This is a genomic window from Paraburkholderia terricola, assembly GCF_900142195.1.
GTDB lineage: Bacteria > Pseudomonadota > Gammaproteobacteria > Burkholderiales > Burkholderiaceae > Paraburkholderia > Paraburkholderia terricola.
Genome location: NZ_FRAB01000001.1, coordinates 201689 through 217601, shown reverse-complemented (window position 1 = coordinate 217601; position 15913 = coordinate 201689). Strand labels below are relative to the sequence as shown.

At 64.8% G+C, this 15913-nt stretch carries 13 protein-coding genes; 11 read left to right on the top strand and 2 right to left on the bottom strand.

Annotated elements, in window-relative coordinates:
- Positions 1-35: 35 nt before the first annotated feature.
- Positions 36-896, bottom strand: a complete 861-nt coding sequence (locus BUE39_RS00920) for an outer membrane protein assembly factor BamD (protein WP_073426776.1) — start codon at positions 894-896, stop codon at positions 36-38.
- A 38-nt stretch (positions 897-934) separates the two neighbouring features.
- Here BUE39_RS00920 and BUE39_RS00915 point away from each other — a divergent pair, with 38 nt between their 5' ends.
- The 11 genes from BUE39_RS00915 (at position 935) to BUE39_RS00865 (ending at position 14517) form a co-directional block, all read left to right on the top strand.
- On the top strand, positions 935-2197 hold the full coding sequence (locus BUE39_RS00915) for an RluA family pseudouridine synthase (RefSeq protein WP_073426775.1): 1263 nt from the start codon (positions 935-937) through the stop codon (positions 2195-2197).
- The gene (gene pgeF / locus BUE39_RS00910; RefSeq protein WP_073426774.1) at positions 2194-3051 is read left to right on the top strand and encodes a peptidoglycan editing factor PgeF; all 858 of its coding nucleotides are present in this window, start codon (positions 2194-2196) and stop codon (positions 3049-3051) included. Before BUE39_RS00915 ends, pgeF begins: the two co-directional genes overlap by 4 nt.
- Positions 3052-3749: 698 nt before the next feature.
- Positions 3750-5549, top strand: coding sequence for a class I poly(R)-hydroxyalkanoic acid synthase (phaC, locus tag BUE39_RS00905; protein WP_073426773.1), 1800 nt, complete (start codon positions 3750-3752; stop codon positions 5547-5549).
- 146 nt (positions 5550-5695) lie between these two features.
- Positions 5696-6877 carry an acetyl-CoA C-acetyltransferase gene (locus BUE39_RS00900; protein WP_073426940.1) on the top strand — a complete coding sequence of 394 codons (1182 nt, stop codon included), beginning with the start codon at positions 5696-5698 and terminating at the stop codon, positions 6875-6877.
- A 222-nt stretch (positions 6878-7099) separates the two neighbouring features.
- Complete coding sequence (locus BUE39_RS00895) at positions 7100-7840, top strand: 3-ketoacyl-ACP reductase (protein WP_073426772.1); 741 nt, start codon at positions 7100-7102, stop codon at positions 7838-7840.
- A 133-nt stretch (positions 7841-7973) separates the two neighbouring features.
- Positions 7974-8591, top strand: coding sequence for a polyhydroxyalkanoate synthesis repressor PhaR (gene phaR, locus BUE39_RS00890; RefSeq protein ID WP_073426771.1), 618 nt, complete (start codon positions 7974-7976; stop codon positions 8589-8591).
- A gap of 228 nt (positions 8592-8819) precedes the next feature.
- Positions 8820-10211, top strand: a complete 1392-nt coding sequence (gene rimO, locus BUE39_RS00885) for a 30S ribosomal protein S12 methylthiotransferase RimO (protein ID WP_073426770.1) — start codon at positions 8820-8822, stop codon at positions 10209-10211.
- A gap of 3 nt (positions 10212-10214) precedes the next feature.
- A complete protein-coding gene (locus tag BUE39_RS00880) occupies positions 10215-11162 on the top strand; it encodes a sugar kinase (protein ID WP_073426769.1) in 948 nt (315 codons plus the stop codon).
- Between the two features lie 67 nt (positions 11163-11229).
- On the top strand, positions 11230-12414 hold the full coding sequence (bktB, locus tag BUE39_RS00875) for a beta-ketothiolase BktB (RefSeq protein ID WP_073426768.1): 1185 nt from the start codon (positions 11230-11232) through the stop codon (positions 12412-12414).
- 82 nt (positions 12415-12496) lie between these two features.
- Entirely contained in the window at positions 12497-13189 is a 693-nt protein-coding gene (locus BUE39_RS00870) for a hypothetical protein (protein WP_073426767.1), read from the top strand.
- A 143-nt stretch (positions 13190-13332) separates the two neighbouring features.
- Positions 13333-14517, top strand: a complete 1185-nt coding sequence (locus tag BUE39_RS00865) for a cystathionine beta-lyase (RefSeq protein WP_073426766.1) — start codon at positions 13333-13335, stop codon at positions 14515-14517.
- A 248-nt stretch (positions 14518-14765) separates the two neighbouring features.
- On the opposite strand, the gene serB is transcribed toward BUE39_RS00865, so the two are convergent.
- Complete coding sequence (gene serB / locus BUE39_RS00860; protein ID WP_073426765.1) at positions 14766-15605, bottom strand: phosphoserine phosphatase SerB; 840 nt, start codon at positions 15603-15605, stop codon at positions 14766-14768.
- Between the last annotated feature and the right edge of the window lie 308 nt (positions 15606-15913).

The following is a 15913-nucleotide window of genomic DNA, read 5'->3' as shown; positions in this document are numbered from 1 at the left end:
TTTTGTTTCCCGCTAAATTCCGGGTGTCGTGCGGCTTAGAACTGCCACCACGATTTTTCCTTACCCGGCCTTGCATGGCCCGTGATGTACGGGCTGTCCGGGAAGGTGCCGGCGAGAATGCGTTTGGTGTCGTCGGCCAGTTGCGGCTGGTTCAACCTCTGGTACGAGAGCATCATGATGTGCAGCGCGTCTTCGATAGCCGGTGCGTTCTTGTATTCCGTCAACGCCAGTTGCGCGCGGTTGATCGCGGCGACATAGGCGCCGCGGCGGTAGTAGTAATCCGCCGCGTGAACTTCGTGCGACGCCAGCGCGTTCACGATATAGCGCATGCGTTGCGCGGCGTCCGGCGCATACTTGCTGTTCGGATAATGGTCCACGACGACCTTGAACGCGTCATACGACTGACGCAGCGACTTGGGATCGCGCTCGCTCATGTCCTGGCCGGAGAAGCGGCCGAACAGACCCAGGTCGTCGTTGAAGTGGATCATGCCCTTCAGGTAGTACGCGTAAGCGATGTCCGGATGATCCGGGTGCAACTGGATGAAGCGGTCGATCGCCTGGTCGGCGGCGGCGTTTTCGTTGTCTTTCCAGTTGCAATACGCAACGTTGATCTGTGCTTGCTGTGCGAAGTGGCCGAACGGATCGCGGCCCTGGAGCATTTCGAAGTACTTCGCGCACTTGCCGTAGTCACCACCGGTCAAGGCGTCGTTCGCCTCCGTATATAATTTGTTGTTGTTCCACGTTGCCGTTTCGTCGGTCTTTTCCGGCAGGCCGTGACAAGCCGCGACAACGACGACCGCCGCGGCACACGCAATGTATCCGGCCACTTTCCGGGCCGCCTTCTTGATGGCCGCCAAATTGATCGCCGCTTTAGTGATGGTGTTCAAGGCTCGCATTTTCCAGTCTAGCTTTACGTCCAGGTGACCCAGACTCAATGACCCGCTCAAATACTCCAGGCGCCGCAACCGGCGCCGGGAATAGCAACGAAGATTATAGCGTAAGCGCTGACCCCTCCGACGCGTTGGGCGTCGATTCCCTCGACGACGATCTGGGCACCGATGCGCTTGCCGCCGCCGGCGCGCAAAGCTTGGTGCCGACCGTGGCGAGCCCCGTGGCGGACGAGTCGCCGCGCAGCGTCGTGGTGCCGGACGAACTGGCCGGCGAACGCCTCGACAAGGTGCTGGCGCGGGTATTTCCCGAGTTTTCCCGCAACCGCCTGCAAAGCTGGATCGAAGCCGAGCGGGTGCGTATCGACGGCAAGCCGGCGAAGATTCGCCAGCCGGTGCCGCTCGGCGCCACCATCGAACTGGTGCCGGATCTGCTGCCCGAGCAACTCGCGTTCACGCCCGAGCCGGTGCCGCTCGACATCGTGTACGAGGACGACACGCTCGTGGTCATCAACAAGCCCGCCGGCATGGTGGTGCACCCGGCGGCCGGCAATTGGGGCGGCACGCTGCTGAATGGTCTTTTGTACCGCTATGGCGACGCGGCCGCGGGCTTGCCGCGCGCGGGCATCGTGCATCGCCTCGACAAGGAAACCTCCGGGCTGATGGTGGTCGCGCGCACGCTGGAGGCGCAGACCGACCTCGTGCGCCAGTTGCAGGCGCGCACGGTGAAGCGCCGTTACCTCGCGCTGGTGTGGGGCAACATGCCGGAAGAGGGCACGATCGACGCGCCGATCGGCCGCGACCCGCGCGAACGCACGCGCATGGCGGTCGTGACGGGCGCATCTGGCAAACCGGCACGCACGCATTTCCGGCGCGTCGATACGGCGATCTGGCAGCGGCAGCCGGTTACCGCGATTCACTGCGACCTCGAAACCGGCCGCACTCATCAGATTCGCGTGCATTGCGCGCATATCGGCCATCCGCTGCTCGGCGATCCGGTGTATGGGCGCGCACGCGGCAAGCGTTCGGTCACGCCGCTGCCGGACGGCTTCGCGCGCCAGGCGCTGCATGCATGGCGGCTCGGTCTGGTTCATCCGCGAACCGGCCGCACGATGCAGTGGCGCGCCGACGTGCCGGAAGACATGGCGGCGCTGTCGGCGGCGCTCGGTCTCGGCCGCGACGATGCAGGCGAATTCGACGGGACGTACTATGAGGAAGAGGGCTATGAAGCGTCGCTCGACGAGGATGCCGACGAAAACGGCGAACTCGATCACGACACCGACGAACACGACGAGGACGGTCACGCATGAGCTTGCCTGCGCTGAGCTTTGACGACGTTGTGCAACCCGCATGGAATGTGTCGCCGCGCGTGCGCGCGCTCGTCACCACGCGCGACGGCGGCGTGAGTCGACCGCCGTTCGGCCGCTGGCGCAACGGCGCCGACCAGCCAGGCGGCCTGAATCTGGGCCTGAAATCCGGTGACGATCCGGCCGCGGTCGCCGCCAATCGCGAGCGGCTGCTGCGCCTCGTTGGCGTCAGCGAGGCCGCGTGGCTCCAGCAGATTCACGGCGCCGACATCGTGCGCGCCGAAGACGCGCTCGCGCAGGCTCATGCGAGCGGCACGCCGACGCGGGCCGACGCCAGCGTCACCGATCGCGCGGGCACGGTCTGCGTAGTCATGGTCGCCGATTGCATGCCGGTGCTGTTGTGCGACGAAGCGGGGCGCGCGGTGGGCGCGGCGCACGCGGGTTGGCGCGGGCTGGCGGCGGGCATCGTCGAACAGACCGCGCGGCGCGTGGCGGAGCTGGCTGGTGTGCACGCCGGTGCATTGCACGCATACCTCGGTCCGGCGATCGGACCCGATGCGTTCGAGGTCGGCCCTGATGTGCGTGACGCCTTCATGAACGGCGTCGACGGCACGCAACGCGAGGCCACCGCGAACGCGTTCGTCGAGCATCCGCAAAACGCGGGCAAATATCTGGCCGATCTCGCGGCGCTCGCGCGCTTGCGGCTGCAGCGGCTCGGGGTGACACGGATCGTCGGCGGTGACCTTTGCACGGTCACGCAACGCGAACGTTTCTACTCGTATCGCCGCGATCGCGAGACGGGCCGCATGGCGGCGCTCATCTGGCTCGACGGTGAGGCGCAGACGATCGCCGACTAGCCCTGCGCATGAGCGCGACTGGCACGCTCGCTGCCAGGGCAACGCGACCGAAGTCCCGCGTCCACGCGTGGCATGCGAGGCGCCTCGGTTATTCAACTGCTGAGGCGCGAACCGTGGCATCGAATGGCGTTTCGGACGTTGAGCACGATCATGAAGCCGTGCCGCCAGCGACCTCTGCGCGGCTCTCCCACCGTCCCTGGCAGCATGCATATGCGGGTTTGTTCCGACGCGCGGCGCGCTTTTTTGCTGCGCTGCCGGAATTCGCCGCACTGCGCAAATCCGCCGCTGAAAGTTGGTTCGGGCGAATGGATAAATGCCCATAAACTCATGCGACATAGGAGGTTTTTTCGCTTGCGGCCATGCTCGTTGATTCATGACGCAAAAGCGCGATCTGCTACACAGGGAAAACGATAATTAAAAAACTATCGCACTGCGGCAAAATCGGGAACAAGCATTGACATGCCTTGCGATGGGGAGCAAGAATGTTCCTCACGAGCTCCTCGTACATAGGACAGGGCGTGACGAGGTCGCGAGCAATCGCCCACGTGCGCATGAACCTGCCTCTCAACCCGTCCGCAAGGACTTACCGGTCAAAAGCAGGTATGGCAGCATCACATTCCTCAGCTTCCCCCAGCACGGACTCCCCGAAGGAGAAAACGCAGCAGGCCGGTACGAGCGGCGCTGCGCCGGCCGCCGGCATGCAGCAATTATTCAACGCCTGGATGAACGCATGGCGTTCGCTCGGCGCGGCCCCCGGCGCGAACGGCACGCCTTTCGCGGTGCCGCCAATGCCGTCCATGCCGCAGATGCCGTCCTTTCCGGGCATGCCCGACTTCAGCAAGCTGGCGGCGGGAACGATGCCGTCAATGCCTTCATTCGCCGGTCTCAACATACCGAGCGCCGCGATTCCCTCGGAGCGTCTGCAGAAACTGCAAGCCGACTATTCGCGTGAAGCGATGGAGCTGCTTCAGCAGGCCGCCACTTCCACCAGCAAGGCTCCGGAACTCAAGGACCGCCGTTTCAGTTCCGACGCATGGAGTTCCACGCCGGCCTATGCATTCACGGCCGCCTGGTATCTGTTGAACGCGCGTTATCTGCAGGAAATGGTCGACGCGCTCGAAGCCGATCCGAAGGTGCGCGAGCGCATCCGTTTCGCCGTTCAGCAATGGACCGCCGCGGCGTCGCCGAGCAACTTCTTCGCACTCAATCCCGAGGCGCAGAAAACCCTGCTGGAAAGCCAGGGCGAGAGCTTGCGGCAGGGCGTGATGAATCTGCTCAACGACATGCAGCGCGGCAAGATCTCGCAGACCGACGAATCGCGTTTCGTGGTCGGCGAAAATCTCGCGAACACCGAAGGTTCCGTGGTGTTCGAAAACGAGCTGATGCAGTTGATCCAGTACAAGCCGCGCACGGCCACCGTGCGCGAGCGGCCGCTCCTGATCGTGCCGCCTTGCATCAACAAGTTCTACATTCTCGATCTGCAGCCGGAAAACTCGCTGGTCGCTCACGCGCTGGATTCGGGGCACCAGGTGTTTCTGATTTCGTGGCGCAATGCGGACGCCTCCATCGCGCATAAGACGTGGGACGACTATATCGGCGAGGGCGTGCTCACCGCGATCGGCACGGTCAGCCAGATCAGCGGCCGCGAGCAGATCAACACGCTCGGTTTCTGCGTGGGCGGCACGATGCTCGCCGCGGCACTGGCGGTCGCCGCGGCACGCGGCGAACATCCGGCCGCGTCCATGACGCTGCTCACCGCCATGCTCGATTTCTCCGACACGGGCGTGCTCGACGTATTCGTCGACGAGGCGCACGTGCAGATGCGCGAGCAAACCATCGGCGGCAAGAACGGCGCGCCGCCGGGGCTGATGCGCGGCATCGAATTCGCCAATACGTTTTCGTTCCTGCGCCCGAACGATCTGGTGTGGAACTACGTGGTCGACAATTACCTCAAGGGGCGCACGCCGGTGCCGTTCGACCTGCTCTACTGGAACAGCGATTCGACCAGCTTGCCGGGTCCGATGTACGTCTGGTATCTGCGCAATACGTATCACGAGAATCGTCTGCGCGAGCCGGGTGCGTTGACCACCTGCGGCGAGCCGATCGACCTCTCGAAGATCGACGTGCCCACCTTCATCTACGGTTCACGCGACGACCACATCGTGCCGTGGCAAACCGCCTATGCATCGGTGCCGCTCCTGAGCGGGCCGATGAAATTCGTGCTCGGCGCGTCCGGTCACATCGCGGGCGTCATCAATCCGCCGGCGAAGAAAAAGCGCAATTACTGGACGCTGGAAGGCGACGTGAAGACCCTTCCCGAAAGCCCGGACGAATGGTTCGACGCGGCTACCGAGGTCCCCGGCAGCTGGTGGCCCGAATGGACCACGTGGCTCGATCAGTATGGCGGCAAGAAGGTGAAGCCGCGCGCCAGCCTCGGCTCAGCTGAGTTTCCGGTAATCGAGCCGGCGCCTGGGCGTTATGTGCGGCAGCGGGAGTAGGGCTTTTGCGCGGGCTTGGCGCGCCCGCCCGGCGCTTTTCGCGGTGCGAGGAGCGTCGGTTCGAATCGGCAAGGGCGTGGGAACAACCAGATTTTTAACTTGACGGGCTGCGGCGCATTCGGCCGACGTGCCCGGAGGACATGGAAATGACTGATGTTGTGATCGTATCGGCCGCTCGTACGGCAGTAGGCAAATTCGGTGGGTCGCTGGCGAAGATCGCCGCGCCCGATCTGGGCGCCGCGGTGATTCGCGCCGTGCTCGAGCGGGCCGGTCTGAAGCCCGAGCAGGTCAGCGAGGTCATCCTCGGTCAGGTGTTGACGGCGGGCTCGGGCCAGAACCCGGCGCGTCAGTCGCTGATCAAGGCGGGGCTGCCCTCGGCCGTGCCCGGCATGACGATCAACAAGGTGTGCGGCTCGGGCCTGAAGGCCGTGATGCTCGCAGCCAACGCGATCATCGCGGGCGACGCGGACATCGTGATCGCCGGCGGTCAGGAAAACATGAGCGCGGCGCCGCACGTGCTGCCGGGCTCGCGCGACGGTTTCCGCATGGGCGACGCGAAGCTGGTCGACTCGATGATCGTCGACGGCTTGTGGGACGTCTACAACCAGTATCACATGGGCGTGACGGCGGAAAACGTCGCCAAGGAACACGGCATCACCCGTGAGCAGCAGGACGCGTTCGCGGCGCTGTCGCAGAACAAGGCGGAGGCCGCGCAAAAGTCCGGCCGTTTCAACGACGAAATCGTGCCGATCGAGATCCCGCAACGCAAGGGCGAGCCGCTGCGTTTCGCGACGGACGAGTTCGTGCGTCACGGCGTGACGGCCGAGTCGCTGGCGAGCCTGAAGCCGGCCTTCTCGAAGGAAGGCACGGTCACGGCGGCCAATGCGTCGGGCCTGAACGACGGCGCCGCGGCGGTGCTCGTCATGTCGGCGAAGAAGGCGGAAGCACTGGGCCTCACGCCGCTCGCGCGCATCAAGGCTTATGCGAACGCGGGCGTCGATCCGAAGGTGATGGGCATGGGCCCGGTGCCGGCGTCGCGCCGTTGCCTCGAGCGCGCGGGCTGGTCGCCGGCCGACCTCGACCTGATGGAAATCAACGAGGCGTTTGCCGCGCAGGCGCTCGCCGTGCATCAGCAGATGGGCTGGGACACGTCGAAGGTCAACGTGAACGGCGGCGCGATTGCGATCGGTCATCCGATCGGCGCGTCCGGTTGCCGGATTCTCGTCACGCTGCTGCACGAAATGCAGAAGCGCGACGCGAAGAAGGGTCTCGCGTCGCTGTGCATCGGCGGCGGCATGGGCGTGGCGCTGGCGGTCGAGCGCGCCTGAGAGGCACGTCCATAGATGCCGGACGTGGCGCGGTAAGCGCCGTAAGCCGGCATCGAGCATGAGCGTTGCCGCGCGTCACATTGCAGCCGGTGGCATTGCAGCAGGTGGCGCGCGTTCAGCAGTGGCCTCGTCGGCCGGTCGCCCGGCGGCAGCGGAGATGAAGCAAGGACGAGGGAAGAGGCAGCCGGTCGGCGCCTCGAAAACGATAATGGAGTGTAGGTTATGACACAGCGAATTGCGTACGTAACGGGCGGGATGGGCGGCATCGGCACGAGCATTTGCCAACGGCTGCACAAAGAGGGCTTCAAGGTCGTCGCGGGTTGCGGCCCGAACTCGCCGCGCCGCGTGAAGTGGCTCGAGGAGCAGAAGGCGCTGGGCTACGATTTCATCGCGTCCGAAGGCAACGTCGGCGACTGGGAGTCCACCAAGGCCGCGTTCGACAAGGTCAAGGCCGAAGTCGGCGAGATCGACGTGCTGGTGAACAACGCCGGCATCACGCGCGACGTGGTGTTCCGCAAGATGACGCATGAAGACTGGACGGCGGTGATCGACACCAACCTCACGAGCCTCTTCAACGTCACCAAGCAGGTGATCGACGGCATGGTGGAGCGCGGCTGGGGCCGCGTCATCAACATTTCGTCGGTGAACGGGCAGAAGGGCCAGTTCGGCCAGACCAACTACTCGACCGCGAAAGCCGGCATTCACGGCTTCACGATGTCGTTGGCGCAGGAAGTGGCCACCAAGGGCGTGACGGTCAACACCGTGTCGCCCGGCTACATCGGCACCGACATGGTCAAGTCGATCCGCCCGGACGTGCTGGAAAAGATCGTCGCGACGATTCCGGTGCGCCGTCTCGGTCAGCCGGACGAAATCGGCTCCATCGTTGCGTGGCTCGCCTCGGACGAATCGGGTTTCTCCACGGGCGCGGATTTTTCGCTGAACGGCGGTTTGCATATGGGCTGAGTCACGGCGCGCCGCTCACAAGGCAGCGCGCTTCGGCTCGGATGGTTCCGGCGGCGTCTCGCCTGCGCAATGACCCGATTGCGCAGCCGGCAAGACGCCGTTTTCGCGCGCAACTCGCGCTCAAAGGCGTTACATGACTACTACTACAAAGAAAACAGCCGAACGACTGATCAAGAAATATCCGAATCGTCGGCTCTACGATACCGAGACAAGCACGTACATCACGCTGACGGACGTCAAACAGCTCGTGCTCGATCAGGAGGATTTCAAGGTCATCGATGCCAAGAGCAACGAGGACCTGACGCGCGCCATCCTGTTGCAGATCATTCTGGAAGAGGAGAGCGGCGGCTTGCCGATGTTCTCGTCGTCGATGCTCTCGCAAATCATCCGTTTCTACGGTCATGCGATGCAGGGCATGATGGGCACCTATCTGGAGAAGAACATCCAGGCCTTCATCGACATTCAGGCGAAGCTCGCCGACCAGTCGAAGAATCTGTACGAAGGCAAGGCGATGAATCCCGAGGTCTGGTCGCAGTTCATGAACATGCAGGCGCCGATGATGCAGGGCATGATGACCAGCTACATCGAGCAGTCGAAGAATATGTTCGTGCAGATGCAGGAGCAGATGCAGAACCAGGCGAAGACGATGTTCGCCACGTTCCCGTTTCCGCCGGGCGGGCCGGGCAATGCGGCTGCCGCGCCGGGCGCGCCGGCCAATCCGCAAAACAATCCGGAGCCGGAGAACAAGTAAGGGCGTGAGCCGGACCAATCGGCGGCCGGCGGGCGTCGATTGCGCGCAGCGCGCCCAGCCGCGCCGCGCGATTGCGCGGCCATCGGCACGGTACAATAGCGGGTTGATTGCGCGGGGCGTCGCGGAGTGTTTCTCGCAGGTGGGTCGCTCGTGACCCTTGAACCTCGCTTGCCTCGACGCGCCGTCCCCATTGTCGCCATCGCCACCGCTATACGCCGGACCCCACCTATGTCGCAAACCCGTTCCCCCGCCACGCCGACGCCTTCCGTTCCGAAGGTCGGATTCGTCAGCCTCGGCTGCCCTAAAGCTTTGGTCGACTCCGAGCAGATCATCACGCAGTTGCGCGCCGAAGGTTACGAAATTTCCGGCACTTACGACGGTGCCGACCTCGTGGTCGTCAACACGTGTGGCTTCATCGACGAAGCAGTGCAGGAAAGCCTCGACGCGATCGGCGAGGCGCTCAGCGAAAACGGCAAGGTGATCGTCACCGGCTGCCTCGGCGCGAAGAAAAGCGCGAGCGGCTCAGGCCTGATCGAGGAAGTGCATCCGAAGGTGCTGGCCGTGACCGGCCCGCACGCGGTGGGCGAGGTGATGCAGGCGGTGCACAACCATTTGCCGAAGCCGCACGATCCGTTCGTCGATCTGGTGCCGGCCGCGGGCGTGAAGCTCACGCCGCGCCACTACGCGTACCTGAAAATTTCCGAAGGCTGCAACCACCGCTGCACGTTCTGCATCATCCCGTCGATGCGCGGCGACCTCGTGTCGCGCCCGGTCGCCGAGGTCATGCTCGAAGCGGAGAATCTGTTCAAGTCGGGCGTGAAGGAACTGCTGGTGATTTCGCAGGACACGAGCGCCTATGGCGTCGACGTGAAATACCGCACCGGTTTCTGGAACGGCAAGCCGATCAAGACGCGCATGACCGATCTGGTCGGCGCGCTCGGCGAACTCGCCGCGCAATACGGCGCGTGGGTGCGCCTGCATTATGTGTATCCGTATCCGAGCGTCGACGAAGTCATTCCGATGATGGCCGAAGGCCCGTATAAGGGCCACGTCCTGCCGTATCTCGACGTGCCGTTCCAGCACGCGCATCCCGAAGTGCTCAAGCGCATGAAGCGTCCGGCCAATGCCGAAAAAGTGATGGAGCGCGTGAAGGCCTGGCGCGCGGCATGTCCCGACCTGACGATCCGCAGCACGTTCATCGCCGGCTTTCCGGGCGAGACCGAGGAGCAGTTCGAAACGCTGCTCGATTTCATCCGCGAGGCCGAACTGGATCGGGTCGGCTGCTTCGCCTATTCGCCGGTCGAAGGCGCCACCGCCAACGAACTCGACGGCGCGTTGCCCGACGAAGTGCGTGAAGCGCGCCGCGCGCGCTTCATGGAAGTCGCCGAGGAAGTGTCGGCGAAGCGCATCGCAAGGAAGGTCGGCAAGACGCTGAAGGTGCTGGTCGACGAGATCAACGCCGACGGCGGCATTGGCCGCACCGCGGCGGATGCGCCGGAGATCGACGGCGTCGTGTATATCGCGCCGACCACGAAGGCGTCGAAGCGCTACAAGGTGGGCGATTTCGTCTCGGTGAAGATCACCGGCGCCGACGGCCACGATCTGTGGGGCGAGGTATAAGCGATGACGGCAAGCCTTCATATGCCGGGAACCCATACCCCGGACATCCTCGCGCTCGGCGAGGCGATGATCGAATTCAACCAGTCGGCGAAAGACCAGCCGAACTATCTGCAAGGCTTCGGCGGCGATACGTCGAACTTCTGTATCGCGGCCGCACGGCAGGGCGCGCGGACCGGCTTCGTGTCCGCGGTCGGCAGCGATCATTTCGGGCGTTTGCTGATCGATCTGTGGGAGCGCGAGCAGGTGGACACATCGCTCGTGCGCGTCGATGAACGCGCGTCGACCGGCGTGTATTTCGTCTCGCACGGTCCCAACGGCCATGCGTTCGACTATCTGCGCGCCGGCTCCGCCGCGAGCCGCTACGCGCCGCACGATCTGCCGCTCGAGGCGATCGCCGCGGCCAAGGTCGTCCATCTTTCCGGCATCAGCCTTGCGATCAGCCTGAGCGCTTGCGACGCGGTGCTGGAAGCGATCGCGCATGCGCGCGCGAACGGCGTGCGCGTGAGCTTCGATACGAACCTGCGTCTGAAGCTGTGGCCGCTCGCGAGAGCGCGTGCGGTGATGCTCGAAGCGATCCGTCAGACCGACATCTGCCTGCCGAGCTGGGACGACGTCACCGAACTCACCGGCTTGACCGGGCGCGACGAGATCGTCGATTACCTGCTGTCGCACGGTCCGCGCGTGGTCGCGCTCAAGCTCGGCAAGGAAGGCTCGTACATCGCGACGCCCGACGAACGGCGTGTGGTGCCGGGCCACCTCGTCAACGCGGTCGACGCAACCGGCGCGGGCGACTGCTTCGGCGGCGCGTTCATCGCGCGCCTCGTCGCGGGCGACGATCCCTTTGAAGCGGCGCGTTACGCGAACGTCGCCGCCGCGCTGTCGACGCAAGGTTATGGCGCGGTTGCGCCGATTCCTTCGCGGGCCACGGTCGAACACATCCTGGCGGGCTGATCGCAACGTACCGCGACGTGCGGCCCGCCAAGGCACATTCATCTCGGAGACTGAAGAGGAGCGAGCGATGCAACGGGACGTAGTGGTGGTGAGCGGTGTGCGTACCGCAATCGGCGGTTTTGGCGGCAGCCTGAAGGATTTTCCGCCGACCGATCTCGGCGCACGCGTCGTGCGTGAAGCGCTGGCGCGCGCGAACGTTTCGGGCGACGAAGTCGGTCACGTGGTGTTCGGCAACGTCGTGCATACCGAAGCGAAAGACATGTATCTGGCGCGCGTGGCCGCGATCAACGGCGGTGTCGCGCAGCACGCGCCCGCGTTGACGGTGAACCGCCTGTGCGGTTCGGGCTTGCAGGCGATCGTGTCGGCCGCGCAAAGCGTGCTGCTCGGCGACGCCGACATCGCGATCGGCGGCGGCGCGGAAAACATGAGCCGCGCGCCTTATTCGATGCCCGCCGCGCGCTTCGGTCAGCGCATGGGCGACGCGCGCCTCGTCGACATGATGGTGGGCGCGCTGAACGATCCGTTCCAGTCGATCCATATGGGCGTGACCGCCGAAAACGTCGCGCGCAAGTACGACATTTCGCGCGAGGCGCAAGACGCGCTCGCGCTCGAATCGCATCGCCGCGCGGCCAATGCGATCACGAGCGGCTACTTCAAGGAACAGATCCTGCCGATCACGATTGCGTCGAGGAAGGGCGACGTCGTGTTCGACACGGACGAGCACGCGCGCATGAACGCCACGCCCGAAGACTTCTCGAAGCTCAAGCCGGTGTTCGCGAAGGAAAACGGCACGGTCACGGCCGGCAACGCATCCGGCATCAACGACGCCGCGGCCGCCGTCGTGCTGATGGAACGCGGCGTGGCCGAGCAGCGCGGCATCAAGCCGTTGGCGCGCCTGGTGTCGTATGCGCATGCCGGCGTCGATCCGGCTTATATGGGCATCGGCCCGGTGCCGGCCACCCGCAAGGCGCTGGAGCGAGCCGGGCTGACGGTCGCCGACCTCGACGTGATCGAGGCGAACGAAGCGTTTGCCGCTCAGGCGTGCGCGGTCAGCAAGGAACTCGGCTTCGATCCGGCCAAGGTCAATCCGAACGGCTCGGGCATTTCGCTCGGCCATCCGATCGGCGCGACCGGCGCGCTGATCACCGTCAAGGCGCTCTACGAATTGCAACGGGTGGGCGGCCGTTACGCGCTCGTCACGATGTGCATCGGCGGCGGGCAGGGCATCGCGGCGATCTTCGAAAGAATCTGAGGCTCGTCGGGAATGCGCGGAACGCATGCCGTCACAGGTATCGGGCAGTGTCAGCAATAAGTCAGCAATAAGGAAGAAACGGATGCGGGAATTGGAAGCGATGTCGCGCGCGGTGCGTCGGCGCGGTTGGACGGCCGCACAAGGGCACTTTCTTCGGCGCGTGCTCGGTGCCGCCGCCTTGCTGTGTGCGGGCGCGGTGGCTTGGGTGCCCGCGCAGGCATGGGCGGAAAGCGACGCCGTCAAGGAACTGGCGGCGCCTGCGCCGATTCAGTTGCCGCTCAAGCCGAGCCCTGAATTCGCCAGATTTCCGCGCTACGCCGGCATGCTGGGCGCGCGTCAGATCGTGCTGCGGCTCGGCGCGAAAACCGACGATCCGTCCGGCGTGCACGGCGAGTATCAGTACACCGATAGCGGCGAAGTGATCCTGATCGCGGGCGATCGCGACGGCGACACCCTCGAAGTCGAGGAGTCGAACGACGGCACGCATATCACCGGCAATTGGGTCGGCAGGTTCGCCGCCGACGGCTCGGTGGCGGGCGAGCGGATGAACGTCGACGATTCCGATCCGCAGCCGTTCGATCTGAAGCGGCTGGCAGCGGGGCAGGCGGTGCCGGCTGCCGGCGCGCCGGCGATCGCGGCGATCACAGCGAAGAAGGCCGTCGCGGCGCCGCGAGACCCGGTCGGCGGCGCTGTGGCTCCCCCCCATGGCGCTTCGGCGGCTGCAGCCGGCGGTCACCCCGTGGGCGGCGTCAGCAACCTGCAAACCGGCGAGTGAAGCCACTGCCGCGCGAGCCGGACGGCTCGCGCGCTCAAGCTCAGGCGACATGCCGCCGGCTCGTCTACTCTTGCGGGTACGGCGCGCGCGGCCCGACGCGGCGCGCCTCCATCATTTTTGTCAGCTTCTAATTCGATCTCACCATGACGCAATCCAAACTCAAACGCGCTCTGCAAACCCGCATCGTGCATGCCGAGGACCAGCTCACGCCGGGCTTCGAGTCGTTCTCGATGCCAGTTACGCGGGCCTCGACGGTCGTGTTCCCCGACCTCGCCACCATGCGCGCGCTCGACTGGAAAAACGACGCGCAGTGGCGCTACGGCCTGCACGCCACGCCGACCTCGCTCGCGCTGGCGCAGCGTCTCGCCACGATCGAAGGCGGCAATCACGCGCTGCTGCAGCCCTCGGGTCTGTCGGCGATTTCGAATGTGTATTTCGGTCTCTGCAAGGCCGGCGACGACGTGCTGATTCCCGATAACGTCTACTCGCCGAACCGCGATCACGGCGATTGGCTGGCGCGCGATTTCGGCGTGACGGTGCGCTACTACGACCCGATGATAGGAGCGGGCATCGCCGCTCTGATCCAGCCGAACACGCGCCTGATCTGGCTCGAAGCCCCCGGCTCGGTGACGATGGAAGTGGCCGACGTGCCCGCCATCACCGCCGTGGCGCGTGCGCGCAACGTCGTCACCGCCATCGACAATACGTGGTCGGCCGGGCTCGGCTTCAAGCCGTTCGAGCACGGCGTCGACATTTCGGTGCAGGCGCTCACCAAGTATCAATCGGGCGGCGGCGACGTGCTGATGGGCGCGACGATCACCGTCGAGCGCGACTTGCACCTGAAGCTGAAGGCGGCTCGCATGCGCATGGGCATCGGCGTGTCGTCGGACGATTGCTCGCTGATTCTGCGCAGCCTGCCGACCATGCAACTGCGCTTCGCACAGCATGACCGCGCGGCGCTCGGCCTCGCCAACTGGCTGAAGACTCGGCCCGAGATCGCCGCCGTGTTGCATCCGGCGCTCTCCGACTGTCCGGGACACGAGTTTTTCAAGCGCGATTTCACGGGCGCGGGCGGCTTGTTCTCCGTGGTGTTCGACGGCCGGTATAGCGCGGCGCAAATCGATACCTTCTGTGAGTCGCTCGAACTCTTTTCGCTCGGCTGGAGCTGGGGCGGCGCGCACAGTCTCGCGATGCCTTACGAGGTCGCGTCGATGCGCGCCGAAGGGCAGTGGCCGCACCGCGGCACGCTGGTGCGTTTCTACATCGGCCTGGAGGAAGAAGCGGATTTGCGCGCGGATATCGAACGTTGTCTGACGGCGCTTGGGTAGACTTCCGACGCTCTCGGCCGGTCGTCGAGCAACCCCGTCGAGACGTGTTCCCGATGGGGTTTTTTCTTTGTCGATATAGCCATCGAGCCTGGCCGTTCGGCTGAATGTTCAACCTTCCATCACGCCGCTACGATGGTGCGCATCCCGACTAACGGTTGCGGCACGATGGTGAGCTTCGATGAAACTTTTCTTCTGGATGCGCTTCTGATGCTGGCCGTCATCGCCACGGCCAGCGCAGCACATCGGCATTAGAACAGGCGCAGCAGCCCGTCCAGTCCCACGAAATTGAAGGCCACGCTGGCCGCTTCGCGCACCACGGGCTTCGCGCGGAATGCAACGGAAAGTCCCGCTGCGGCCATCATCTTCAGATCGTTCGAGCCGTCGCCCATCGCGATTGCGCGGGTCGGCTCGATGCCCAGTTGGGCACAGGTCTCGCGCAACATCGCTGCTTTCACGTCTGCATTGACGATCTCGCCGATTACCTTGCCGGTCAGCTTGCCGTCCACGATTTCGAGCGTGTTCGCACGCGTGAAGTCGAGGCCGAGACGGGCCTTCAGCTTTTCGGTGAAGAACGTGAACCCGCCCGACACCAGCAGCGTTTTCAAACCGGCGGCCTTCGCGCCTGCAAGCATCTGCAGCGCACCCGGCGAGAGTTGCAGCCGTTCTTCGTAAACGCGCTCGAGCGCGCTTGCGTCGAGGCCCTTGAGCAGCGCCACGCGGCGCGTCAGGCTTTCGTTGAAGTCCTTGATCTCGCCGCGCATCGCGGCCTCGGTGATCGCGGACACTTCCGCTTTCAGTCCGCAGAAATCGGCGATTTCGTCGACGCATTCGATCGTGATCAGCGTCGAATCCATGTCCATCGCGACCAGCCCGAAGTCTTGCAACTTGCGGCCCGCTTCGACGAACGCGTAGTCCAGTTGATGCGTGCCGCAATACACGTCGAGGTCGGCGCGCTGCGCTTCGCTTGCGCCGGCGATGCGGATCGCGTTCGCGTCGATGGCGGCGGCATGCGTACCGCGCGCGAGCGCGACGAGCGTTTTGTGATGATCGGCGGAAAGAGGCGCGGGACTTTGGATGACGAGGTTCATTGGCGACGCGAGTGACGCAGGACAGGACGGGCGCGCGGCGCGCGCGGAAAATCCCGCTATTGTAACGGTTCGACGAGGTGCGCCACGGCGGCCCGCCTATGCAATCCCTCGGCAGCCGGTTCATACTGACGAGCCAATGCAGCCAACGCAGCCAACGCAGCCAACGCAGCCAACGCAGCCAACGCAGCCAACGCAGCCAACGCAGCCAACGCAGCCAACGCAGCCAACCATGCCCGCAGCGCCTGGACGCGTCGAGCCTGTCTGTCGCCGCGCATCGCGCGCGGTAAGTTGCGCAGGGCAGACAGCGG